17 protein-coding genes are annotated in these 26,098 nt (G+C 40.3%); 12 read left to right on the top strand and 5 right to left on the bottom strand.

Annotated elements, in window-relative coordinates:
• Positions 1–22 precede the first annotated feature (22 nt).
• A complete protein-coding gene (locus ACO1QW_RS06140) occupies positions 23–1,054 on the bottom strand; it encodes a cytochrome-c peroxidase (protein ID WP_486256684.1) in 1,032 nt (343 codons plus the stop codon).
• Positions 1,055–1,057: 3 nt separating this feature from the next.
• Complete coding sequence (gene arfB / locus ACO1QW_RS06145; protein WP_486256686.1) at positions 1,058–1,465, bottom strand: alternative ribosome rescue aminoacyl-tRNA hydrolase ArfB; 408 nt, start codon at positions 1,463–1,465, stop codon at positions 1,058–1,060.
• 59 nt (positions 1,466–1,524) lie between these two features.
• On the opposite strand from arfB, the gene dtd reads away from it, so the two are divergent.
• From dtd to ACO1QW_RS06165, 4 genes are all read left to right on the top strand, one after another.
• Positions 1,525–1,977 carry a D-aminoacyl-tRNA deacylase gene (dtd, locus tag ACO1QW_RS06150; protein WP_486256688.1) on the top strand — a complete coding sequence of 151 codons (453 nt, stop codon included), beginning with the start codon at positions 1,525–1,527 and terminating at the stop codon, positions 1,975–1,977.
• A gap of 36 nt (positions 1,978–2,013) precedes the next feature.
• A complete protein-coding gene (locus tag ACO1QW_RS06155) occupies positions 2,014–2,352 on the top strand; it encodes a nucleotide pyrophosphohydrolase (protein WP_486256690.1) in 339 nt (112 codons plus the stop codon).
• 105 nt (positions 2,353–2,457) lie between these two features.
• Positions 2,458–3,915 (top strand): glycine--tRNA ligase, encoded by a 1,458-nt coding sequence (locus ACO1QW_RS06160; RefSeq protein ID WP_486256692.1) that lies wholly within the window; start codon positions 2,458–2,460, stop codon positions 3,913–3,915.
• Positions 3,916–4,032: 117 nt separating this feature from the next.
• On the top strand, positions 4,033–4,383 hold the full coding sequence (locus ACO1QW_RS06165; RefSeq protein ID WP_486256694.1) for a hypothetical protein: 351 nt from the start codon (positions 4,033–4,035) through the stop codon (positions 4,381–4,383).
• A 72-nt stretch (positions 4,384–4,455) separates the two neighbouring features.
• Here the strand turns inward: ACO1QW_RS06165 and ACO1QW_RS06170 are convergent, their stop codons facing one another.
• Complete coding sequence (locus ACO1QW_RS06170; RefSeq protein ID WP_486256696.1) at positions 4,456–9,567, bottom strand: S8 family serine peptidase; 5,112 nt, start codon at positions 9,565–9,567, stop codon at positions 4,456–4,458.
• 119 nt (positions 9,568–9,686) lie between these two features.
• On the opposite strand from ACO1QW_RS06170, the gene mfd reads away from it, so the two are divergent.
• The 3 genes from mfd (at position 9,687) to ACO1QW_RS06185 (ending at position 14,375) form a co-directional block, all read left to right on the top strand.
• Positions 9,687–13,106 (top strand): transcription-repair coupling factor, encoded by a 3,420-nt coding sequence (gene mfd / locus ACO1QW_RS06175; RefSeq protein WP_486256698.1) that lies wholly within the window; start codon positions 9,687–9,689, stop codon positions 13,104–13,106.
• Positions 13,107–13,228: 122 nt separating this feature from the next.
• Positions 13,229–13,594 carry a DUF4870 domain-containing protein gene (locus ACO1QW_RS06180; protein WP_486256700.1) on the top strand — a complete coding sequence of 122 codons (366 nt, stop codon included), beginning with the start codon at positions 13,229–13,231 and terminating at the stop codon, positions 13,592–13,594.
• A 124-nt stretch (positions 13,595–13,718) separates the two neighbouring features.
• Positions 13,719–14,375: a hypothetical protein gene (locus tag ACO1QW_RS06185; protein WP_486256702.1), complete on the top strand. Its 657-nt coding sequence runs from the start codon at positions 13,719–13,721 to the stop codon at positions 14,373–14,375.
• A 69-nt stretch (positions 14,376–14,444) separates the two neighbouring features.
• On the opposite strand, the gene ACO1QW_RS06190 is transcribed toward ACO1QW_RS06185, so the two are convergent.
• Positions 14,445–14,642 (bottom strand): hypothetical protein, encoded by a 198-nt coding sequence (locus tag ACO1QW_RS06190; protein WP_486256704.1) that lies wholly within the window; start codon positions 14,640–14,642, stop codon positions 14,445–14,447.
• Positions 14,643–14,817: 175 nt separating this feature from the next.
• A complete protein-coding gene (gene gyrB / locus ACO1QW_RS06195; protein WP_486256706.1) occupies positions 14,818–16,806 on the bottom strand; it encodes a DNA topoisomerase (ATP-hydrolyzing) subunit B in 1,989 nt (662 codons plus the stop codon).
• Between the two features lie 269 nt (positions 16,807–17,075).
• Here gyrB and ACO1QW_RS06200 point away from each other — a divergent pair, with 269 nt between their 5' ends.
• The 5 genes from ACO1QW_RS06200 to ACO1QW_RS06220 all read left to right on the top strand — a co-directional run bounded on the left by ACO1QW_RS06200 (position 17,076) and on the right by ACO1QW_RS06220 (position 26,098).
• Entirely contained in the window at positions 17,076–18,008 is a 933-nt protein-coding gene (locus ACO1QW_RS06200) for a helix-turn-helix domain-containing protein (RefSeq protein WP_486256708.1), read from the top strand.
• A gap of 110 nt (positions 18,009–18,118) precedes the next feature.
• Positions 18,119–20,560, top strand: a complete 2,442-nt coding sequence (locus ACO1QW_RS06205; RefSeq protein WP_486256710.1) for a TonB-dependent siderophore receptor — start codon at positions 18,119–18,121, stop codon at positions 20,558–20,560.
• Positions 20,561–20,659: 99 nt separating this feature from the next.
• Positions 20,660–21,985, top strand: a complete 1,326-nt coding sequence (locus tag ACO1QW_RS06210; RefSeq protein ID WP_486256712.1) for a PepSY-associated TM helix domain-containing protein — start codon at positions 20,660–20,662, stop codon at positions 21,983–21,985.
• Between the two features lie 253 nt (positions 21,986–22,238).
• On the top strand, positions 22,239–24,551 hold the full coding sequence (locus ACO1QW_RS06215; RefSeq protein WP_486256713.1) for a PSD1 and planctomycete cytochrome C domain-containing protein: 2,313 nt from the start codon (positions 22,239–22,241) through the stop codon (positions 24,549–24,551).
• 101 nt (positions 24,552–24,652) lie between these two features.
• On the top strand, positions 24,653–26,098 hold the full coding sequence (locus ACO1QW_RS06220) for a DUF1501 domain-containing protein (protein WP_486256714.1): 1,446 nt from the start codon (positions 24,653–24,655) through the stop codon (positions 26,096–26,098).

A 26,098-nucleotide genomic window follows, 5' to 3' on the forward strand; every position in this document is an offset into this window, starting at 1 on the left:
CGTTTAAAAAGCGGGGCTTTTTTTATTGTGGTGCAGCAAAACTGTTGTTGGTTGTAAAGCTGTTGTCAGTTAATGTGCGGAAGAAGTCAACTAATGCAGTTCGCTCCGCAGTAGAAAGTGTAATGCCTTTGCTGAGTAAGGGATCAAGCGAAGCACTTTGCTGAACCCCTGAATTGTAATGCTCAAATACCTGTTCAAATCCAATAAATCTTCCATCATGCAAAAAGGGATAACTCTTAAACAGGTTACGTAATGATGGTACACGAAATTTCAGAGAATCGGTTTTAATGCCGGTAACGGCCATCCTTCCTTTGTCGTTAAAAATATTTAGCGGTAGTCCATTATTGCGAAAAGAAAAGTCGGTGAATAGCGGCTCTGAATGGCAGCTGTTGCATTTGTTGAGAAATACAGTATAGCCCGCTTGCTCATTTGTTGTAAAATTTCGGAGGTTTTGTTTTACCGAATCATATTTTGTTTGGCTGCTGATGAAGGCACTTACAAATTGCGTTAATGCATTAAAGATGCGTGGCTGGCTGATGTAAGCTGAGCCGTAAGCCGCTTTAAACTGTTGTGCATATTGCCCATCGGTTTTTAATTTATTAATGATATTACCAATGGTTTCACCAAATTCAATTGGACTATTAATATGTGCTGCATATACTTCATCAAGCAACTTGTATTTTCCATCCCAACCATAGGAAGTTTGCCAGGCAAGATTAAATAAGCTCATAGCATTGCGTATGCCATGTGCACCATTTACTCCGTGACTTAGATCATGATCGTAGGTGCCAAACGCTGCAATTTGCTGGTGGCATGAACCGCAAGAGATAGTTCCATCAACAGAAAAACGGCGATCATAAAACAACCTGCGGCCCAATTCAAAACCTTCCTTTGAAATGGGATTTCGTTGGTAAAAATCAGTTGCAGGAAAGTGGGCAGGAATTTGTACAGTATAGGACGTTAATTGAAGATCGTTTTTCTTACAGCTCTCTATCACCCATGCGGTAATAACAATGAATGCGAGAATAAGAAGAATGCTTTTATATGTTTGCATGTGTTAGTAATCAGATAAACGGACCTTGCGCCGACTTTGTTTTTGCTCGCCTTGTTTTTTCTTCAAGTCAATACGTTTTTCTTTGGCTGCTTTCGATGGCTTACTTGCAATACGTGCTTTCTTTGGCGTTAATGCAACGGAAATAAGTTCGTTCATCTTTTTGATCACTTCCTCTTTATTGCTTTGCTGCGTGCGATGCACCTGGCTTTTTACCAGCAACATTCCCTCTTTATTAATACGATTGCTGAGTTTTTCCTGCAGTACTGTTTTTTGTTGTTCAGTTACCAGCGCCGATGTCGCAATATGCCAATAGCCCATCACCATGGTTTCCACTTTGTTTACATTTTGACCGCCGGCTCCACCACTTCTTGCAGTCTGGAACTGAATTTCACTGCTCACATCTTTTATCATACATCAAACCCGAAGCGTTGTATTTTCGGTGATCGAATTTACAACCAATTGAACGAACTATGAGAGCGGTACTGCAACGAACGGCTTTTGCTTCTGTAAAAGTTGATGGAAATATTACAGGTTCTATCCAGAAAGGATTGTTGGTATTACTGGGAATTGAAGGTGCAGATACAACGGAAGATATTGAATGGCTCAGTAGCAAAATTGTAAATCTTCGCATTTTTGATGATGATAACGGAGTTATGAATTTGAGCGTGAAAGATGTTAATGGAGGTATTTTGCTGGTGAGCCAGTTCACCTTGCATGCATCTACAAAAAAAGGAAACAGGCCATCGTACATAAAAGCCAGTAAACCTGATTTCGCCATTCCGATGTATGAAAAAATGATCACGCAACTCGAAACCCAGCTCGGCAAAAAAATAGAAACCGGCATTTTTGGGGCTGATATGAAAGTGGAATTGCTGAATGATGGGCCGGTGACGATTGTGATTGATACAAAGAATAAGGAATAATTTGAGAATTGATTAATTTGAAAATTTGAAAGTGACATGAGCGCAGACATTACAATTAGACAAGCCCAACTTGATGTTGACCAATGGATCTCGACAGTGGGCGTTCGTTATTTTAACGAGCTAACTAATCTTGGTATTTTAATGGAAGAAGTGGGGGAGTTGTCAAGGTTAATTGTGCGCAAGTACGGAGAGCAATCTTTTAAGGAAAACGATAAAGGAAAAGAATTAAGCGATGAAATGGCTGATGTGCTTTGGGTGCTTATTTGTTTGGCTAATCAAACAGGTGTTAATTTAACTGATGCCTTGCAAAAGAATTTCGAAAAGAAAAACATTCGGGATGCTAACCGGCATAAAGAAAATGAAAAGTTGAAATAAGCCTTTGACTTTTGGGATTAGATTTTGGATTTTACTTCTTGCTCCTTGTTCCTTGGGCTTGCGCCTTCAAAGGCTTATATTTGCCCACTTTCAAAAACAGCAAACATGGCGAACGAGAAGCTTTTTGCAAACATTATATCGCATGCAAAAGAGTATGGTTATATTTTTCAATCATCTGAAATTTATGATGGTTTAAGTGCGGTGTACGATTATGGTCAGGTAGGCGCTCAACTGAAAAAAAATATCCGTGATTTTTGGTGGAAAAGCATGACGCAGCTTAACGACAACATCGTAGGTATTGATGCTGCCATTTTCATGCATCCAACTACCTGGAAAGCGAGCGGTCACGTTGATAATTTCAGCGACCCGATGATCGACAATAAGGATAGCAAAAAACGTTATCGTGTTGATCATTTGATAGAAGCACACGCTGACACTCTTTCTGAATCTGAATCTGCGGCGCTCATTGCACAAATGGAACAGTTGTTGGCAGCCGATGATTTTGCAGGTATCAAACACCTAATTGAAGATAATAAGATCAAATGTTCAGTAAGCGGCACAGCCAACTGGACCGATGTTCGCCAGTTCAATCTCATGTTCTCAACCGAGTTTGGTGCTGTGAGCAGCGACAATCCTGAAGATAATATTGTGTACCTGCGCCCCGAAACGGCACAAGGTATTTTTGTGAATTTCCTCAATGTGCAAAAGACCGGCCGAATGAAAATACCGTTTGGTATTGCTCAAACCGGCAAGGCCTTCCGCAACGAAATTGTTGCCCGCCAGTTCATCTTCCGCATGCGTGAATTTGAACAAATGGAGATGCAATTCTTTGTGAGGCCTGGCACTGAACTGGACTGGTATGCTAAATGGAAGGAGACCCGTTTGCAATGGCACAAAGATTTAGGCTTACCGGCCGAAAAACTCCGTTTCCACGACCATATCAAGCTGGCTCATTACGCAAATGCTGCTGTTGATATTGAATTTGAATTCCCTTTTGGCTGGAAAGAACTTGAGGGCATCCATTCAAGAACGGATTACGATCTCCGTCGCCACCAGGAATTCAGTAAAAAGAAAATGCAGTATTTCGATAATGATTTGAATGCTGAAGGCAAGCCATTTGGTAATTATATACCATATGTCGTTGAAACATCGGTGGGTCTTGATCGCCTGTTTCTTACTGTTTTGAGCAATTCGTACCACGAAGAAGAAGTTCCAACGGCAGAAGAAGGCAAGACTGATACCCGCACTGTCCTCCGGTTGCCTCCAAAAATTGCCCCTATAAAACTGGCAGTTTTTCCGCTTACAAAAAGGGATGGCTTACCGGAGATTGCAGAAGAGTTAATGAAGGAGTGTCGGCCTCATTTCCACTGTTTTTACGAGGAAAAAGATGCGATTGGCAAGCGGTATCGCCGCCAGGATGCAGTGGGAACACCGTTTTGTGTAACGGTTGATCATCAAACCAAAGAAGACCAAACAGTAACCATAAGGTATAGAGATACGTTGCAACAGGAACGCATTCCGTTGTCTACCGTTAAACAATTTATCCTTAATACAGTTGCATAGTTGACGAAAGTGAACTAATTTGCGGTCGATAAGCTACTTATACATAATTTAATTGTATACCCAAATCAATGTAAGTCCTTCCCTGAGGATACATTTGAGAATTAAACAAAGGAACAAATGAACCTTACTCAATTAACCCTTGAAATCCTTGGTGGTACCCTAGGTGCAATTTTCGGCATTACCCAATCGACCCTTGAAATTCACGTAGTACTCTTCGCTGGAATTTTGCTTGTTGTCGGTTTTCTTGGTGTGAGAATTGGAAAAAAACAAGTGATGTCGAAAGAAAAAAGAATCTTAGAGTTGGAAGATGAAATGCTGGCCGCTCACAAAGAAATCCTTCACTTTGCAAAAACCAACAAGCAACTTGCAGAAACATTGGAAAAGGCAAAAATTCCTTACCCTGTTTCACATATCGATGAAGAAGAAGATGAAAAGGTGAGAAAAATTCCTCTCGGCAAAATCGGATAAAAATTACAACGTCATAAAAAAAGTCCCTCGTTCATAACGAGGGACTTTTTTATTTGCGATTGTGTTAGCGTTTTATTTTGTTGTTCGTACAATCTTCTTTACGAACTGCTCTTTACCTTTTCTGTCTCTGATTTCTACAAAATAAATACCGCTCGAAAGGTTATTGATATTAAGTCGTGTATCGGAATAAGAAGTTAGCTTGTTAAATACTTCCTGGCCCATTGCATTTACAATTCGGATATTCATTTCACGCACTTGTGTTTTATTGCCTGTGTTTATGAACAACCCATCGGCGTCATCAGTATAAACATTCTTAATGAAAATGCCTGAACCGGTTACATCATTAACATTTGTTACAGTTTGGGTTAGGCCCATATTAACGGCATTGATCCAGAATTCTGAAAAACTTTTCACTTTAAACTCCGCATAATAACCATTGTTGAAAGGAACAACATCAACTTTTCCTGAATCAATAAACTGGAAAATTCCATCAGCGCCATCATTTAACACGCCATTTTCAAAGAAAGGGTTGCCGTATTTCGTAATGGCCGCCAGGTATGCATCTGTAAATTTGATGCAAAGACTGCAGGCAGTTGCTGTAATCAAAGCTTTTGCTTCCTGTTCTGTAAAATAAAAACGAACAAGTACACTATCAGTTGGCGCATTGGTTGATCGAATGACAAGGTTGCGATCAAGATAATATTGATTATTCATTGTGCGCACAGGTCCTGTATTGATGTAGACGCTTACCTCTGTGTTTCCAAGATTCTGACCCAGTGGATTGATAGATGCTATTCTTGTTCCACCACTGTTGAAATGCACCCAGTTATTGCCGCTTACTGTTTGATTGATATTTAATACATCGGCACCAGTATAGATCGTTGCTTTTTCAAAGATGTGTATATCATCAATACCAATGCCTTCATATTGCGTCAATTCGTCGCTTGAAATGGAAATACGGAATCTAATATTTGACACATTAGGCACTTCGGTACTTGAAACATGCCAACGTTGAATGCTTTTTTTCCATGATTGATTGGAAGACGAATCGAACCAGTTAGTACCATTGATTCCAGTGAGTCGTTGCCACGAATTTCCATTGTCCGTGCTATATTCCAATGTATGATAGTCGCAATTGCAATTATCTTCCTGTTGCGTAATATGACTGAAGCTTAAAACAGGTTGAGTTAAGCTACCCAGGTTAAAACAAGGTGAATATAGATAAGAGGTTTCATTTTGTTTATACACATTGTCAAGTGTGGTAAACCAGCCTTTGCCTTCGCTTGCTGAACGATTCATTAATGTTTTTGAAGGCTTACCCCAACGCCAGCTGCTGTAACTAAGCGTATCGGTAAACCAGTTTCCATTATTGTTATCAAAACGTTCGAGGTAAGGAAACGAATTGATAACCGGGCTACTGTAAATAATACGATTGTTGATGCTATCATTCAATGGATAGTTATCGGAACCCAATTGTACCCATGCATCAATCTCATAAGCTTTATAGCCAGATAGGTTTGCCTGGGTTGGAAATGTAAAATCAAGTTCAGTATTTCCAGCCAACGATGAGATTGATCCCGCTACAGCTGTTCCATTATTAATACGATAATATACAGGTATGTTTGTGAAAGTAGTTGCGGTTGTATTCTTTACTTTAACGGTGATGTTTGCATTGCCGGGATTACAATTAAATGTATCAGGAGCTACCAATTGAGTAAGTAATACATCATTACTTGCCTGCACAATGCGGATATCGTCAAACGTAAATCCGTCATCCTGATCATAGCCATTTATATCATAAGATGCATTATTTGCAGATGTAGTGCTTATCTGATCGAAACGAACCTGGAAACTTGAACTAACCGTTTGTCCCAGTTCATTGATGTTGATGCTGACACGTTTTACTTCGCCAAGATTGCCTTGATTGTTAGAAAGATTGTATACCAGTACCCAAGGTTGAGTATCGCTGCCCCGCATCCATACACCAGTACCTGGTTGTTTTAATTGCCCGTGATTTTTAAAGTTGAAATCGAAACGTAAACCCTGTGCTGAAGTGTAATTGCTAAGGTTGAGGGTGCCTGTTACACTATTACCAGCAAGTACGCCGTTATAATTTATTGCATCAAGTGTAATGGCTTTGCTTCCGTTAACCGCAACACCGGTATTAACAAATGTGCGCAATCGGCCATTAGAAGTATTGATATAGTCGAAACGATCAGCATTATTTAACGCAAAGAAATTTGTTTTGTATTCTTCATTTCCTGTTGTTTCGAAAGTTTCTGCATAAGGTAAGCTTAAGGCCGGGTTTGCAACATGTTTTACAACATAGGTGAGGTCGTCATTGGCTGGCTGGGCATCACCTGTTTGTTTTACTGTTACTTTAATATTGTAGGTGCCGGTTGCAGATAAATTTGCAGTTGTTGCGAACGTATAATTGGCTGTTGCATTGGAAGCAATAGAAACATTTGATATTTCTGATACAACAGCGCTTCCATTTACCTGGTAAGAAATAGTATAAGTGCTGCTTGTTGCAACATCGTCAAGATTTTTTATACGCACCGTAATTGGTTGAGTTGCTGACAAACCAGTGCTTGTATTTTGTCTACCATGAATTGGAGAAAGTAATGAATCTATTTTTAGATCATTGTCAAATTCAGAAGCAGTGCACGCAGTGGCGAGTGATGGCATGATACTTTTTGCAACAGCACGCATACCTAATGAATCCGTCATTCGTGCACGAACGGTGAACCAATAAGTTTGTGTTTTATTCAAACCACTCACACGATAGCTCAACGAATTAGTTGTGCCGAGGGATGAGAAAGCACCATCATTTAATTGCATGACTTCGTAATCGTTAGCGCCGGTTACTGCTGGCCAGGTGAGATTTACATAACCTTCGCAGGGAACAGTTGCTGTTAATACGGGCTGGGCCAGAATGGTAAAGTTGCCAGGAGATGTTGCCGAAGCTCCGGTGCCATTTCTGGTAACTCTTACTTTGCCTTTGTTGGTAGGAGTGTTGGGCAAATTGAGCCATCTGAGCCTGTGCTGGTTACCTGCAATATTATCGGCAATTAATATCCATGTAAGGCCATCGTCAATTGAATATTCCAGTTTAAAAGTATTTGTACTATTATCCGATGCATTCCATTTGATAATTTCTTCCAACCCCGGAGAGAAACGTTCGCCACCGTATGGATGTTCAAGTTTTATTTCATCCATTAAAAACTCATACGTAACAAAAAATTCCTGAGGTCCATTGGGTATATTGAAACCCTTGAGATCGATTGTCACATTAGTTCCAGGGTTGTCAATAGTTACCTGCTCAATATTATTAATGCGATCGGTCCCACGTACAGCAACATTATTTACATTACTTGGAGTTGCATCTAAAATCCAGGGATTATAGATTGTTGAACCGTCAGTAACTGTTAAGTCAATATCGTTGACTAATGCTTTTGACGTAAGAGGTGAACCTTCTTTGTCGTGCCAGTAGAGCATTACTTTGAGCTTTCTTGTTCCAGCTGGTACGCTTATAATTTTCGAAAAATTTCCTCCAGTAGTTAACAGCCCCGAAAAATATCGATTGTTTTCTATTGCCTCGGTTGAACGTCTGGGATTAATAAATCCAAATCCATAACTATAGTCAGGTCCAAGGTTTCCATGATCATCAGCGCTATTGCACACTATTGCTTTAAGCAAAGCCGATTTTGGAAGGATGTTTCCATTTAACTGCTTAAATCTTTCTGTTAGAAGTGCGAGAACGCCTGCAACAAATGGGGAGGAAAAGCTTGTGCCGTATCCATCAGCATATCCATTATTTAAACCACTGGGTGAAAATACTGCTACGCCATGTGCCGTTATTTCAGGTTTAATCCGACCATCTTCAACCGGACCTCTGCTTGAACTTGCATTTAACACATCTGTTCCCAGATGGTAATCGGCCACATCAAGCACGTTCTTACCTACCTGGTAACCACTTTTTATCGTGCCGAACGAAAGTGAGTAGGGTGAACAAACCCGTTCGCCATCGTTACCTGCTGCAAAAACGTGTTGTAAATATGGATTGTTATAAATCTGTCGATCAACATACAGACTTAATTCATTGTAATCACTATTTCCGGCACAGCCCGCAAGGCCTGTATAGTAGGAATTATTAGTAACTGTCATTCCAAAATCACTAAAGTAGGTGGCTGATTTCGAAAGTATATAATCGAAGAGGTCGACTATCAGCAAACTATTTGGCGCTACGCCTCTAAATCTTTCTTCAACAATTCCGTCGCCTCCAACCACGCCTGTTACTTGTCGACCATGATTACCTGATATATAAGTGGGATTTCTGTTTAATACATTCTTAGTGTTATCCAAGTGAAGCGGGTCTGCATTATCACCAATACCAACTGTAACGCCAGCGCCACTTAAATTTCTGCCTGCAACTTCTGAACTTGTAAGATTCGTTAGCCCAAATAGACCTCTTTCACGTTGATTTAAAGGTGTTGACTGCAAAAACGATGCATTTAAAAAAGAAATAAACGGCAGATTGCTGACTGCTGTAATATTCCTTGCCGGTATATTTACCTGTGCAAGCCCCTGGTTGAGATAATCTGATTTTGTTAAGGAAACTTCGTATCCTGCAAGTGTTTCTTTTACCTCATTCCACTTTACTCCTTGCTGTAGTTGAATATTTAGCAATAAAATCGTTTCCGGTTGTTGAGATGCTAACAAGGTATTCAACTCACGGCCAAGCTTAGCCGAACCAGGCATGTTGATTATTGCTCGTACCCCTGCGCCAAAAAGCTGTGAAAACTGCGGCATCCTTTTCATACGCACCTGGTAACTATGGTCAGGGAGATACGATAATAATTCTATACCCATTCCTTTTAACGAAAGCTGTTGGGCATTTGTCACTGGTTTTTCAAATGAAAGAACAGTGTAGGTCCATTCGCCAAACCTACCCTTCCGGAATTCATTTGTAATAGTTTCCGCATCCATATTTGCATGTACGGATATATCACCGGTCTTTAAACGGAGGGTGGTGATCTTCTTTTGTGCAATCAGTGAGTTAATACTGCACAGCAAAACAATTAGCAAAAAAGCATTTTTCATATTTGTGAACAGGTAAGTAAAATTGGGTAATCGTCGGAACGAAAGAGAGTATGGCTGTACATACGGATGGCGGTAATTCATGAGTTGGTTTTACAGATTTGGATTGAACTCAAAAATAGGCATTCTTTCCCTAAAAAAGAAGCTCTTCGCATAAAGTGGAATGCAGTAAAATTCTCGGACTACCCGTATCTTTGCCGACTGTGAATTTTGAGTTGTTGCAGCAAAAGTTTATTGATGACCCCCGCCTTTTTCAAGTGGCGGACAGGCTTTCTTTTTCCCAAACGCAACGTATCTATCTCAAAAACCTGTTGGGAAGCTCTTCACAGTTCGTGGCAGCGTCTGTTTTTAACCATTCTTCGCTTGAACAATTCAATCATTTGTTTATTGTAAACGATGCTGAAGAAGCAGCTTATTTCCACAATTCGTTGGAAAGTATCACCAAAGAACTCAACTTGTTTTATTTCCCTTCATCATTTAAGCATCCTAAAAATTTTAGACTACTCAATTCCTCGCATGTCATGCTGCGTACGGAAGCACTGACGAAATTTTCCATGCCAACGGGTCAGCGTGTGGGGGCAATGGTTACTTATCCCGATGCTTTGTTTGAAAAAGTGGTGTTGCCCAAAAAATTACAAGGCAATATGCTGCTCATCAAAACCAACGATACCCTGGATGTTGATAATATGATGGGCTTTCTGGTAGATCTTGGTTTTGAACGCACCGACTTTGTGTATCAGCCCGGACAGTTTGCCGTACGTGGTGGTATCCTCGATATTTATTCCTTCGGCAATGAAAAACCTTACCGTCTTGAATTGTTTGGTAACGATGTGGACAGCATCCGCATCTTTGATCCTGAAACGCAGTTGAGTGAGAGAAGGTTGGCGCAGGTGAGCATTATTCCGAATGTTGAAACACAATTTGAAAGTGGTGAGAAAGTTTCATTGTTTGAATTTTTGCCGGAGAATACAATTGTGTGGGTGAAGGATTTCGATGTGATGAAGGAACGACTGCTCACCATGGAAGAAGACATGGAGCAGTTTTTAAAGCTACCTGTTTCAAAACAGGAGCGTGATGAAGATGAGCGGTTGGAAAAGATCGATCTCAACGAACAGGATTTTATTACTGCAGCCATTGTTGAAGAGCAGATTCAACAACATCATACAATCGAGTTTGGTTACGAACCACACTTGTTGAATACTGTAGAAGAGAAGAACAGGTTTGAAATTGAATATCATACCAAACATCAACCGGCGTTTAACCGGCAGTTTGAATTGCTCATCAACGATCTCAAGAGCTGGAATGCGAAGAAATTTGAAGTATTCATCTTTGCAGAAAATCCCAAACAGTTAGAAAGGTTGCACAGCATCTTTGCAGATCTCAAAGCTGAAATTCCTTTCACGCCAATTGCATTGGCTATTCATGAAGGATTCATTGATGAAGACTTGAAAGTTGTTTGTTACACCGATCATGAAATTTTCCAACGTTATCATAAGTACAAAGTCAAGCAGGCATATAATAAGAGTAAGGCGCTAACTATTCGTGCCTTGAAGGAATTGCAGCCCGGCGACTATGTTACGCATATTGATCACGGTGTGGGTACATACAGTGGTTTGCAGAAGATTGAAGTGAATGGGGTAATGCAGGAAGCTGTGCGGTTGATTTATAAGGACAGTGATATTTTGTATGTGAACATTAATTCACTCCACAAAATTTCAAAGTACACTGGTAAGGAAGGAAGTGTGCCGAAGATCAACAAACTTGGTAGCGATGCATGGCAGCGATTGAAAGAAAAAACAAAAACGAAAGTTAAAGAGATTGCTTTCGATTTGATTCAGCTGTACGCACAACGTAAAGCACAGCAAGGTTTTCAACATACGCCCGATAGCTACTTGCAAACGGAGCTGGAAGCTTCATTTATGTATGAAGACACACCAGATCAGAGCAAAGCAACGGCCGATGTAAAGAAAGATATGGAAGCGCCATCGCCAATGGATCGTTTAGTGTGTGGTGATGTGGGTTTTGGAAAAACAGAAATTGCTGTGCGTGCGGCTTTCAAAACGGTTTGTGATGGAAAGCAGGCGGCCATTATGGTGCCTACAACTATTCTTGCCTATCAGCATTACAAAACATTCCAGGATCGTTTAAAAGATTTTCCCGTTACGGTTGATTACGTAAACCGTTTTAAATCCACAAAAGAAAAGAAAGAAACCTATCAAAAATTACAAGAAGGTAAAGTAGATATCATAGTGGGAACGCATGCTTTGCTTGCGAAAGATGTGAAGTTTAAAGATCTCGGTTTGCTGGTTGTAGATGAAGAACAAAAGTTTGGTGTAGGTCATAAAGAAAAGATCAAAACGCTTAAAACAAATGTAGATTCACTCACACTAACGGCAACACCTATTCCACGTACATTGCAGTTTAGCTTGATGGGTGCAAGAGATCTCAGCATCATGAATACACCACCGCCGAACCGTCAGCCAATACAAACCGAAGTGCAGGTGTTCCAGGAAGATTTTATCCGTGATGCGATTTACTTTGAAACAGAACGTGGCGGACAAGTATTCTTTATTCATAACCGAATTGCAGGCTTGGCTGAAATGGCTGCTATCATTCAGCGTTTGTGCCCCGATTTGAGCATCGGTTTTGCACATGGGCAAATGGAAGGCCACGAACTTGAAGAACGCATCTTCGACTTCATCGATAAAAAATACGATGTTCTTGTTTGTACGAACATTGTTGAAAGTGGTGTTGACATTCCTAACGTAAACACCATCATGATCAACAATGCGCACCAGTTTGGTTTAAGTGATCTGCACCAGTTGCGTGGTCGTGTAGGCCGCAGCAACAAAAAAGCATTTTGCTACTTGCTGGCGCCGCCAATGAGCACATTGCCGAATGATAGTCGCAAGCGATTGCAAACATTAGAACAACACAGTGAACTCGGCAGCGGTTTCCAAATTGCCATGCGTGATCTTGATATTCGTGGTGCAGGTAATATGCTTGGTGGTGAGCAAAGTGGTTTTATGGCAGAGATTGGATTTGAAATGTACCAGAAAGTATTGGACGAAGCCATCCGAGAATTGAAACGCACCAAGTTCCGTGAACTCTTTAAAGAAGAAATTCAGCAGCAGGAAAACTATGTAAAAGATTGCGTGATTGATACGGATCTGGAAATTTTGATTCCTGATGCGTATGTTGAAAGCATTGGCGAGCGTTTGAGCTTGTACACACGTTTGGATAATTGTGAAAACGAAGAAGACCTGGTTGAATTTCATAAAGAACTTATCGATCGTTTTGGTCCCATACCTCCGCAGGTAGAAGATCTGTTTACTACTGTGCGTTGCCGTAAGTTGGCTGTTGAACTTGGCTTTGAAAAAATGACATTAAAAGAGCAAACCCTTCGTTGCTACTTTATTAATAATCCTGATTCTCCTTACTTCGAATCTTCCGTGTTCCAGGGTATTATGCAGTTTGTGCAAACATCTTTAAATAAAGCGCAGCTAAAACAAACAGGCAAACTTTTTCTCCTGGTGGTAAGAGACATGAATGGCATGGAAGCATTACTTCGTCTGCTTACCCGCATGCATGCTGATGTGATTGGTAAGCCGGTTACAGTTTAATACGTGCAGCTTATTTCTGCAAATAGTTTAAGTTGATGGAACAGAATTAAAGCATTAATTTTAAGGCAGCCGAATTGCTGTTCCCACTTTAACCATCATTTTAAACATTAAACCTTCAATCAATGGAACAAAACTTCGCAAATGCCGGCGAAATCAGGTATGCCCAGGTAAGCAGCGATGAACGCTCTATCGCAATTCTCACTCATGTTTTATCGATTTTCTTTTCTGTCATTGCCCCTTTAATTATCTACCTGGTAAAGAGGAATGAATCACGTTATGTGGGCGAACATGCGAAAGAAGCATTGAATTTTGGAATAAGCGTTTTTATTTATTGCATCATCTGCATACCATTGATATTTATTATCGTCGGTATATTCTTCCTCATAGCAATCGGAATAGGTTCGCTTATCATTTACATTATTGCGGCAGTAAAAGCTGCCGATGATGTGTTGTACCGTTATCCGTTTACAATTCGTTTCATCAAGTAGTTTTACTTTTTTTAAGTTAATTCATTGATAAAGGCTTTCATAAACGAAAGCCTTTATTATTTTTGGTATTGCAATTGTTCCAATATCTATGACGCATTGTATTATTCAATAAAACCGAAACTTTATGAAGCATGTTCTACTCTTGATTTCCCTCTCTTTAATAATCAGCTCCTGTGCAAGAAAACGAATGATGGAAAGGGTGCAGCAATACAACATTCGCACCATTGCCATACTCCCTGCTCAACTAGAAGTAACAGGAAACATTCCCAAGAAACTTACGGCTGAACAGGTGAAAGAAATGGTTGACAGAAACTCAACGTTTCTTAACCGTGCTTTATACATTGATCTTGTGCAGTATGTCGATACCCGGTTACGTCGATACTCGCAGGTTCAGTTTCAAAGTTCAGAGCGCACAAAAAAACTATTGGAAGAAAAAGGGATCACCGATTCTGCATCCTGGCAAATGGATCCTGCGGAGCTTTCAAAAATTCTGGGTGTTGATGCCGTAGTATCAACCAAGGTTACGCAAAATCACATTTTAAGTAATGAAGTGGCCTTGGGTGTTGATGTTGTTGGGGGAATTCTTAATCGTACTGTACCCGGTATTGGTGTACCAACAGGTATGGCCCGCACAAGTGATATGTTTGTGAGTAGTGCATTGGTAAGAGAGGGATATACGGTGTGGAGCACACGCTTTACAAATCAGACAGATTGGAACTATCCTTTTCAGCAATCAATTCAAAATGTAACAAGAGCTATTGCCAGAAGATTTCCGTTGTAGACAAGATAATTCGTAATAAAAAAGTCGTTCTGTGTAAACAGAACGACTTTTTTTATGGGTAGAATAAAATTAATCCCAACCTTTTTTAGCAGTGCCTGCAGCGATTGCAGCGAGTGCTTTTTCTTCACCTAACAAGGCAGTTAGTTTGTTACCTTTTCCATCATCGCCTTTAGCAATGTATCCACCTTTAGCTGTACGCTCAACTACTGCATTCTGGATAGGAACATTCTTTTCTTTGGTCTTTACGTTATACGCTGTTAATTGCATAGTTTAAAATTTTTATGAAGGGTTAGTTAATAAAAAATTGATTGTCGATGCGGGCTAAAGTACAGATTTTCACCAAAAACAACCCAAAATGCTTTCCACAGTCGCTATCGGTTGAAAATCAATAAAAAAGCGACCCTTTTAAGAGTCGCTTGTATGCTGAACTTTAAATTCCGTTTTAAATGTCAAGATTGGCGTACTTAGCGTGGCTCTCGATAAACTCTCTCCTTGGAGCTACTTCATCGCCCATTAACATACTGAAAACCCTGTCGGCTTCGGCCGCACTTTCAATAGTTACCATCTTTAATGCACGTGTTGCAGGATTCATGGTTGTTTCCCATAACTGGTCGGCATTCATTTCGCCCAAACCTTTGTAACGCTGCACACCCACGCTGTCTTCTTTGCCTGCGCCAAATTGTGTTACATAAGCCCTGCGTTGTTCTTCATTCCATGCATAAGCCATTTCCTTTCCTTTCTTCACCTGGTATAGAGGCGGCTGGGCAAGATAGAGATAGCCTTGTTCAACAATAGCCGTCATATAACGGAAGAAGAATGTGAGGATGAGAGTGGCGATATGGCTACCATCCACATCGGCATCGGTCATTATGATGATTTTGTGATAACGAAGTTTGCTGATGTCTAACGCCTTTGGATCTTCAGGTGTTCCCATCTTTACGCCCAACGCTGTAAACATGTTGCGGATCTCTTCGTTATCGTAGATCTTATGCTCCATTGCTTTCTCTACGTTCAGAATTTTACCACGCAACGGAAGAATAGCCTGGAAACTACGGTCACGACCTTGCTTTGCAGTACCACCAGCCGAATCACCTTCGACTAAATACAATTCGCAACGCTCAGGATCACGATCAGAGCAATCAGCCAGTTTACCGGGTAAGCCACCACCGCTTAATACGGTTTTTCGTTGCACCAGTTCACGTGCTTTCTTTGCTGCAGCTCTTGCCTGTGCCGCAAGTATAATTTTTTGAACAATGTTTTTTGCTTCTCTCGGATTTTCTTCAAGATAAGCTTCAAGTGTGCGGCTTACTGATGTTTCAACGATACCACTTACTTCACTATTACCAAGCTTTGTTTTTGTCTGTCCTTCAAATTGAGGCTCGGGAACCTTTACGGAAATAATTGCACTCAATCCTTCACGGAAATCATCGCCTTCCACATCCACCTTTGCTTTTTCAAACAAACCTTCTTTTTTTCCGTATGAAGTAAACACACGTGTAATGGCACGACGGAAACCAGTTACATGCGTACCACCTTCAATGGTGTTGATGTTATTAACATAAGAGAAAATATGTTCACTGTAAGAATCATTGTACATCATGGCAACTTCCACTGCAACGTTGCTCACTGGTTCATGACCATCCATATAAATCACCTGTGGTAATAGCGGACTGCGTTTGCCATTCTTTTCAATCAACTCTACAAATTCGGTAATGCCACCTTCGCTGTAAAAAGTATTGCTGTAAGTAGCGCCGTTATCATCCACTTCACGAAGGTCGTTCAGAATAATGCGGATGCCTTTATTCAAAAATGATAACTCACGCAGACGTGCTTCAAGAATTTCTTTTTTGTAAACTGAAGCTGTGAAGATGGTAGTATCGGGCCAGAAATGAACTCTTGTTCCTGTAATAGGACTGGTGCCTATTTCACGAACAGGGTATTGAGGAACACCAATACGATATTCCTGCTCAAATATTTTTCCTTCACGTTGTACGGTTACCTGCAATTTGGTTGACAGTGCGTTTACACAACTCACACCCACACCATGCAAACCGCCCGATACTTTGTAAGAACCTTTATCGAACTTACCACCGGCATGCAATACAGTCATTACAACTTCAAGAGCAGAACGTTTTTCTTTAGTATGCATAGCAGTGGGAATACCACGACCATCGTCCTGCACACTAATGCTGTTATCTTCATGTATTGAAACGGTAATGTTTTTACAATAACCGGCCAATGCTTCATCAATTGAGTTGTCGACTACTTCGTAAACGAGGTGATGTAACCCTTTTTCACTGATATCGCCAATATACATTGCGGGACGCTTTCGAACCGCTTCTAAACCTTCTAAAACCTGGATACTGTCTGCACCATAACCTGCATTTTGTGCAGCGGCGCTTAGGGCTGTTTCCTGTAACTCTGTGCTCATATTTTGATTCTGAAAAAACTTATTGGAAGTGGAGAAAATATATTCGGACAAATGTACGGAAATCGAAGCGGTTGAAGCGTTTTTTACCACCGTTTTTGTGGTAAGAAATCCACAATTTTTCGACTGAAAATGAAGCATTTGAAGCCAGTTAATTTATCCGGTAGTAAAGGACATAACCACGTTGTTCTTTTTTACTGGTAAAACATGACGAAACTCTGTCAATAGCCCATGATAGCAGGCCTGTTTTATGACCTATCTTTGCCTCCGCAATGCAGCAATTGAACGACATTCTTACACTCGCCAATCGTAACCCGCTCTTAACTCACGAGCTGGACCTGGTGTATGAACAGGAGAAAAAAATTCCTGGTTCGGTTCAATATGGCATTTACCGTTACAAATTACAGCCGCATGTAACACCTGAAGACACTGCGGTATTGGTTTATAATTACGAGGCGAAACAAGCCAGGGAAAGAAATATTGAGCTGCGTTTTTGTATCAACGGCAATAAGTACTGCAACAGCAAAAGTTGTGGCAACGGTGTTTGTAAAAAAACATCCGCTGATTGTTTAGCTGAACCAACCATCGATGTATTCTTCTTCCGTTTTTCTCCTTCCTATTTAACGCCGTTTGTAAAAGGCCGTACCATCACCACAAAAAGTGACCGGGTGCTGGCATTTAAAGAAAAGCAATCTTTCAGCACAACGGTAAATCTTTGCAGCAAGATCAAATCTGTTCTGGAAAATCTGATGCAGCATAATTACAGCAATGCGCTGGAGAATATTTACGTGAACAGCCAGTTGCAAAGTTTGTTGCTGTATGGTTTGGAATGCCTTACCGATCAAAAAGCCGAAGAAAGTTTTGTATGCCGCTTTCTTGCCACTGATAATGCAAAAGATACCATTCTGCAGGCCCGTGAAGTATTGTTGCAACGTATCGGGGAGCCAATCACCATTAAAGAATTAAGCCGGAAAGTTGGCACCAATGAGTGTTATTTAAAGAAGGGTTTTAAAGAAATGTTTGGTACCACCATCTTTGAATTTTACCAGACACAGCGCATGGAACATGCTAAATACCTTTTGTATGAAAAAGGATTAAGCGTTACCGAAGTAAGTGCCATGCTTGGTTATTCTTCTATCTCTCATTTTTCTACTGCGTTTAAAAAGCACACGGGCTTGAAGCCTTGTGAGTTGTTATTCCGCTAACACTTGTTCAGTATTGGGTTCTCTTTCCGTATTGCGTAAACCCTTTTCCCGATTTTGAAAGTAAAAGAAGCTGGTTCGAATGACATTTGCATTCGAATAAAATTTGATGTATGAATCGGTCCATTCTAACGCTTTGTCTCGGAATCATTAGCTTATCAGTCACAGCTCAGCAAAATTTAACTAGTTATAATAGCAAACCCCAGCTTGTCGCTGCCAATCCAGCGCCTGCACCGGTTGTAAAAGGAATTGTGCGCACCAGCGATGGAAGGCCAGCAGGTTTTGTAAACGTTGTAATAAAAGAAACCAACAATGGCACCACCACTAATGAAGCAGGAGAATATTTCTTTCATTCGGTAGCAGAAGGCCGTTATACAATTATTGTTTCGTTTACAGGTTTAAAAACAGTTGAATCAATAATAGAAGTAAAAAAGGGAGAAACATTTGTTCAGGATTTTCTGCTTACAGAAAATAAAACTGAACTCCAGGAAATCGTTATTGCTTATTTCCGCAATGTAAACGATCGTGCAACCGTATTTGGAAAATCAGCAATTAAGCCAATGGACCTGCCGCAGGCAATTGTTACAGTTGGTGAAGTAGTGATAAAAGACCAGCAGGCACAACGCCTTAGTGACGTAGTAAAAAATGTAAACGGTGTTTACCTCAGCACAACAAGAGCAAGCACGCAAGAAAGTTTTTCTGCAAGAGGATATGGATTCTCGTCAACCAATATGTTCCGCAACGGATCAAGAGTAAACACTGGTGCAATGCCCGAAGTAAGTTCGCTTGAAAGTGTAGAAGTACTTAAAGGTGGTGCTGCAATTTTATATGGTAATGTTGCGCCAGGTGGTGTGTTGAACATGGTAACGAAGAAACCAAAGTTTGATTTTGGTGGTGAAGTAAGTTTACGTGCAGGTAGTTTCAATTTATGGAAACCAACTTTTGATGTGTATGGTCCTATCAACAAAAGCATTGCTTACCGTTTGAATGGATCATTTGAAACTACTGATAGCTATCGTGATAAAGTTTCATCTACACGTTATTATATCAATCCCTCATTTCTTTTCAAACTCGGCAATAAAACAGAAATAATTCTTGAAGCTGATTACCTGAAACATGATTTCACGCCTGATTTTGGTGTTGGTTCATTAGATAACACTGTTATCCCAGGTATTCATCGTTCAAGCTTTATGGGAACTGATTGGCAATATAATATTACACAGCAAGCAACAGCGTCTGCAACAATTAAGCATTCTATTAATAACAGTTGGCAGTTGAGCAGCGTGCTTTCTTATCAAAATTTTGATCGTGATTATTATTCCGTAGAACGTATACAGGCAAAAGCTAATGGAGACTGGGGACGTCCGTTGGGACGCATCGATACAAAAGAAAATTATTTTACAGGACAAGTAAACCTTAACGGTAAATTTAAAACCGGGAAGGTTGAACATACACTTCTTGCTGGGGTTGATGCAGACCGTTACTTAACTGAAACTTACAACTACGATATTCAAGGTAAGATTTACGATAGCATCAATATTCTTGATCCCAACAAATTTGTTCGTCGCACAGATATTCCTGTGGCAAAAAGAACAAGCTTTGTTTGTACACCTGTAACAAGAGTTGGTGCATATGTTCAGGACCTCATCAGCATAACAGAAAAAATTAAAGTGCTGGTAGGAGTCCGTTGGTCATTGCAGGAGGCTGACCCTTCCACAACTGATACGTTGGCTACAGGTGGCCAGTCAAAAACAAAATTGAAAACCGACAGAGCTTTTTCTCCACGTTTTGGTGTGGTGTACCGTGTTAAACCCAATATTTCAATTTTTGCAAGCTATTCTAATTCGTTTACACCAAATGCCGGTGGCGCAACTACAGATATATATGGCGCTGCGCTTCCTGCGTCTATTATTGATCAGTATGAAGTGGGTGTAAAAAATATTTTATTGAAAGGTAAATTAACGTTGAATGTTACTGCATACCAGATCATTAATAACAACCTGGCGCAAACAGCTTTCTTAAATAAAGACGGATTGCCCAATAGCAACAGTAATTTAAAAGAACTTACAGGCGAAACAACCAGCAAAGGTATTGAAGTTGATGTAACAGGTAATTTCGTTAAAGGGTTAACCATGATGGCAGGTTACAGCTTTAATGATATGCGCTACACCAAAACATCTGATAAAGCAGGAAGTTATTATGAAGGAGATCGTTTGGTAAATATTCCTGTACATACGGGAAATGCGAGTGCATTCTACACGTTCAGCGAAGGTGCTTTAAAAAGATTAAAAATAGGCGTGGGGGCATATTATACCGGCGATCGTATTAATGGCTGGAACAATCAAAAAGGTCAGTCTCAAAATTATTCACGTATGATTACTGTGAAGGGTTTTACTACTGTTGATGCATCAGTTGGTTACAGTATTAACCGCTTCAGCTTAATGGCAAAACTTGCTAACCTAGGCAATGTATTGAACTATTACGTGCACGAGAATTACAGTGTAAACCCAATTGCTCCACGTAATTTTGTAGCAACGGTTTCATACAAATTCTAAGCAGGAAAATTTAAATGATATCGTCTAAAAGGGACACGTGAACAGCGTGATCCCTTTTTCTCATAAAACCCAAACGTAAAAAAGCACATAATTTCAGCAATGGCTAAACAGGAAATAACAAAATCACGCTGGCAGAAAACAAGAAAGTTTTTTAACGACATTCATTTATGGCTGGGCCTTGCGAGCGGTTTAATTGTGATCGCTGTGTGTTTCAGCGGAACAGTATATGTATTCAATACAGAGTTAACAGAGAAAGCGGCTCCGCATTTGTACAAAGTGCAGGCTGTGGCGGGTCAGGAACGAATTCCCGTTGATTCGTTGCTGGAAAAAGTAAAGCAGGAAGCAGGCGGCAGCATTACAGGTGTAACAATCTCTGCTGAACTTAACCGCACTTACCAGTTTAATGTAAAGAAAGCGGGAGAAGAAGGACCACGAGGAGGCACCACTTATTTTGTAAATCCCTACACGGGTGAAATAATCGGCAATTCAAAAGAGAAGAACGGTACTAAAGAATTTATGGGTACGATGTTTAGTTTACATCGTTGGTTGTTGCTTGATAAAGTGAAGGAGCCCATTATTAAAGGAATGGAGAACAAGAAATTGGGCAGTATGATTACAGGATTTGCAACCATCATTTTTACGTTAGGTTGTATCACTGGTTTAATCATCTGGTTTCCACAAAAACTAAGGTACTGGCGACAAGGATTGAAAATAAAATGGAATGGCGGTTGGAAACGTGTAAATCATGATCTGCATAATAGTCTTGCATTTTACTCACTCATTTTTTTATTATTGATGGGATTGACCGGACCGCAATGGTCGTTTGAATGGTACCGTACAGGTTTACAAAAAACATTAGGTACATATAAGCTAGCCGAAGGAGGAAAGGGAGGCGAACGTAGAGAAAGTGGTGAGAAGAAAGAAGGACAAGCAAAAGCAGAACGTAAAGAAGGGAAAGAAAATGAATTGAAGGCTGCTGATACAACTTCATTGGCAGTTGCTCAATTATCAATTGCTGATTATGTGAAAGAAGCAGATAAATTGCTAGCATACAAAGGAAACTATGTGATTTCTTTACCAGCCGATGCTGCAGCGAAAACAATGATCACTAAAACCAAACTAGGCTTTTTTGCACCGGCTGCCGGCGACCGCATCACAATGGATCCTGCGAATGGTAAAGTGGTAAAGCTTGATATTTTTAAAAAGAAGCCATTTAATGAACGTGTTGCAGGATCGATCAAAGCCATACACGTTGGAAATGTTTATGGTACGTTCACCAAAATCCTATATTTCTTTGCCTGTTTAATTGCCACCAGTTTGCCTATTACAGGCACAATGATCTGGCTGAATAAGATGAAAAAGAAAACAAAAGGAAAAAGAGAAGAACCTGTTGTAGCCTTAACAGGTGATGAGAAAGTAGCATAATCGTCTTGAAAATATAGTTTGCAGGGGTTGAAATTTATTTCAACCCTTGTTTGTTATCTAGGGCCGAATCAATACTTTTGTTTCTACGGGAAGAGGTGTTGATGTTTATGCTATCGCCCCGGCTGTATAGTTTTAGCTGAAACTCTGATTACAAGTGTATATTTAATTGTCTTTTGCATGGGCCCACCATGTGAATGACAATGTTCAACGTGTTTTAAAAGATCTCCGGATCTAAACAATTGCCGCTTGTAACATGAAACGATTGCTTGCTTGTACTGTACTGATTGTTGCATCTATTGTAACATTGGTTTCCTGCTTTAATAACGGCAGGAGTGAAGAGACATTACCAAAGAACGTCTCTTTCAATTTTCACATCCGACCCATTCTCTCCGACAAATGTTTTAAATGTCATGGTCCTGATCCAAGTCACAGGGAAGCTGGTTTGCGTTTAGATATTGCCGATAGTGCCTATGCCCCCCTTCGCAATACAAAAGGAGCATTTGCTATTGTTCCCGGTAAACCCGAATTGTCTGAATTGCTGAAACGTATTTCATCAACAGATTCAACGATTGTTATGCCTACACCCGAATCGCATTTGGGTGCATTATCTGAACATGAAGTTGCATTATTTAGGAAATGGATCAAACAAGGAGCAAAGTATGAACCGCATTGGGCATTCATTGCGCCAGTAAAAGTTCCGTTACCTGAAGTGAAAAATAAAGACTGGGTAAAGAACGAGATCGATCGTTTCATATTATCAAAACTTGAAGAGAAGGGATTGGATGCAAATGAAGAAGCAGATAAAGAGCGTTTATTAAAACGTGTGAGTTTTGACCTTACAGGCTTGCCTCCCTCCATTGAAATGACAGATCGTTTTGTTGCAGATAAATCGGATGCTGCTTATGAAAAAATGGTTGATGCATTGTTGCAACTTCCGCAATACGGCGAAAAAATGGCTGTGCATTGGATGGATGTTGCACGCTATGCTGATAGTTATGGCTACCAGGATGATAATATCCGCACACAATGGCCCTGGCGTGATTGGGTGATACATGCATTTAATAAAAACATGCCTTACGATCAATTTATCAGCTGGCAGTTAGCTGGTGATATGTTACCCAACGCAACAAAGGAAAATATTTTGGCCACCGGTTTTTTCCGTAATCATAAATACACCGAAGAAGGTGGTGTAATCGAAGAAGAATATCGTATTGAATATTTAATTGACAAAACAAAAACCTTTACGAAAGGTATTCTCGGAATTACGATTGAGTGCGCCCAATGCCACGATCATAAGTATGATCCCTTTTCACAAAAAGATTATTACTCGTTGCTGGCATTTTTCAACAATACAAAAGAAAAAGGATTTGAAGGTGATGTAGGCACATCGAAACCAGCAAAAAATCCTGTGCTCACCATTACTGCTGAAGACAGGAAGCATTTGCTTTCCTACATCAATGCAAAAGATACAAATGCATTAACGGTATCGGTGATGGGCGAAAGAGATACGCTGCGTAAAACTTATTTACTTAATCGTGGTGTGTATGATCAGCCTGCTGATGAAGTAAAACCTACCGCTGTAAGAGCGGTGATGAAATTTGATACGGTGAAATTTTCACGCAACAGGATTGGTCTTGCTAAATGGACGGTTGATAAAAATAATCCGCTCACTGCAAGAGTATTTGTGAACCAAATATGGCAGGAGCTTTTTGGAAAAGGTTTGGTGAAAACAAGCGGAGATTTTGGCATGCAGGGAGAGCTGCCTTCGCATCCTGAATTACTCGATTGGCTGGCTGTTGATTTTATGGAAAATGGTTGGGATATAAAAAGATTAATAAAGCAAATTGTAACATCAGCTACTTACAGGCAATCAGGAAAGGTGACTGACAAGCATTTGAAAAAAGATCCGGAGAATATTTACCTCGCAAGATCACCACGTCAACGATTGAAAGCAGAATTTGTACGGGATATGTATTTGGCCAGCAGTGGTCTTTTAATAAAAACAATTGGTGGAGCAAGTGTAAAGCCATACCAGCCGAAAGGAATTTGGGAAGCAGCATCTTCGGGCCGGGGTGTACTTGCAACGTACAGGCAAGATCATAATGATGCATTGTACCGTCGTGGACTATATAATTTTATTAAGCTTACTGTACCACCGCCAAACATGATGATGTTCGATGCAAGCAACCGTGACCAATGCGAAGTAAAGCGATTAAAAACAAATACACCGTTGCAGGCATTGATCATGATGAACGATCCGGCTGTGCTTGAAGCATCAAGAGTACTTGCACAACAACTGGTGAGTGAACAATCAACAGCAGACGAGAAGATCAACAAAGCTTTCCGTTTGATCATTTGCCGCCAACCATCAGTAACAGAGAAAAAAATATTGAAAGAGTATTATGATGAACAGCTGCAATTGTTTCAACAAAACAAACTGAATGCCGCTGTTACAATTAAAGTTGGTGAGTATCCAGTTAATAAACAAGTTGATGTGAAACTAGTAGCAGCTACGATGAAAACCATCAACACCATTTATAATATGGAAGAAGCGATAGTGAAATGATGTTGCCTTTTATAAAAAAGGCAAATAAGGAAGAGAACGATGAAGTGAGTGATACAACCAAAGCTGAAATGAAAATGATTGCCGACTAAATAAAAATAATTATGCAAAACGAATTTCTTGAACACAGGCTTAACATGAACCGGCGCAGGTTTTTATCACGCTTGAGTATGGGTGTTGGTGGAGTAGCGTTGGGTTCGTTAATGATACCTGACCTGTTTGGCAACAGCGAAGAAGAAATGCTGATGACGGGATTGCCGCATTTTGCACCAAAAGCAAAACGCATCATTTATTTGTTTCAGAATGGTGCTCCATCGCAACTTGATCTGTTCGATTATAAACCAATGCTGCAACAAATGCATGGACAGGATCTTCCTGCTTCAGTGCGCATGGGTCAGCGATTAACAGGCATGACGGCAGGACAAGAAAAATTTCCGTTAGCAGGGTCAACATTTCAATTCAATCAATACGGCCAGGCAAGAGCATGGATCAGTGAGTTATTACCGCACACAGCAAAAGTGGTGGATGATATTTGCATTGTACGTTCAATGTTTACCGAAGCAATTAATCATGATCCTGCGTTAACATTTTTTCAAACCGGTGCACAGGTAGGTAATCGTCCGAGTATGGGTTCATGGTTGAGTTATGGTTTAGGAAGTGAGAATAAAAATCTGCCTGCGTTTTGTGTCTTGTTATCAAAAGGCAAAGGCAACGGTCAAGGTGTGTATTCAAAATTATGGAGCAATGGTTTTTTAGATTCGTATCATCAAGGTGTGCAGTTCAGCAGTGGCGATAACCCTGTGTTGTATCTCAACAATCCTGAAGGCATTGATAAAGCAGACCGCAGAAAGATGTTGGATAAACTGGCTGAACTCAATGCGGAATCATACAAAGAGTTTGGTGATCCGGAGATCACTGCAAAAGTGCAGCAATACGAAATGGCTTATCGCATGCAAACTGCAGTGCCTGATATTACTGATCTTAGTAAAGAACCTGAAGATATTATTAAACTTTATGGTCCTGATTGTTTAACGCCTGGTACTTATGCCGCCAATTGTTTACTTGCAAGAAAATTATCTGAGAATGGTGTGCGTTTCATTCAACTTTATCACCAGGGTTGGGATGGGCATGATAATCTTCCATCGCAAATTAAAGGGCAATGCCAGGATACTGATAAAGCTTCTGCTGCATTGATCACTGATTTAAAACAACGTGGATTGCTTGATGAAACATTAGTGATATGGGGTGGTGAGTTTGGTCGTACAAATTATTGCCAGGGGGCGTTAACAAAAGATAATTATGGTCGTGATCATCATCCACGTTGCTTCAGTATCTGGATGGCAGGTGGTGGTGTAAAGCCCGGTGTGTATGGTGAAACAGATGAGTTTGGTTACAACATCATTAAAGATCCTGTGCATGTGCACGACTTTCATGCAACGGTTTTACACCTGATGGGATTGGATCATGAGAAGCTTAATTTCAAATATCTCGGTCGTCGTTTCAGGTTAACTGATGTGGCTGGTAAAGTTGTGAAAGGATTGATAGCATAA

The organism is Lacibacter sp. (assembly GCF_057361365.1).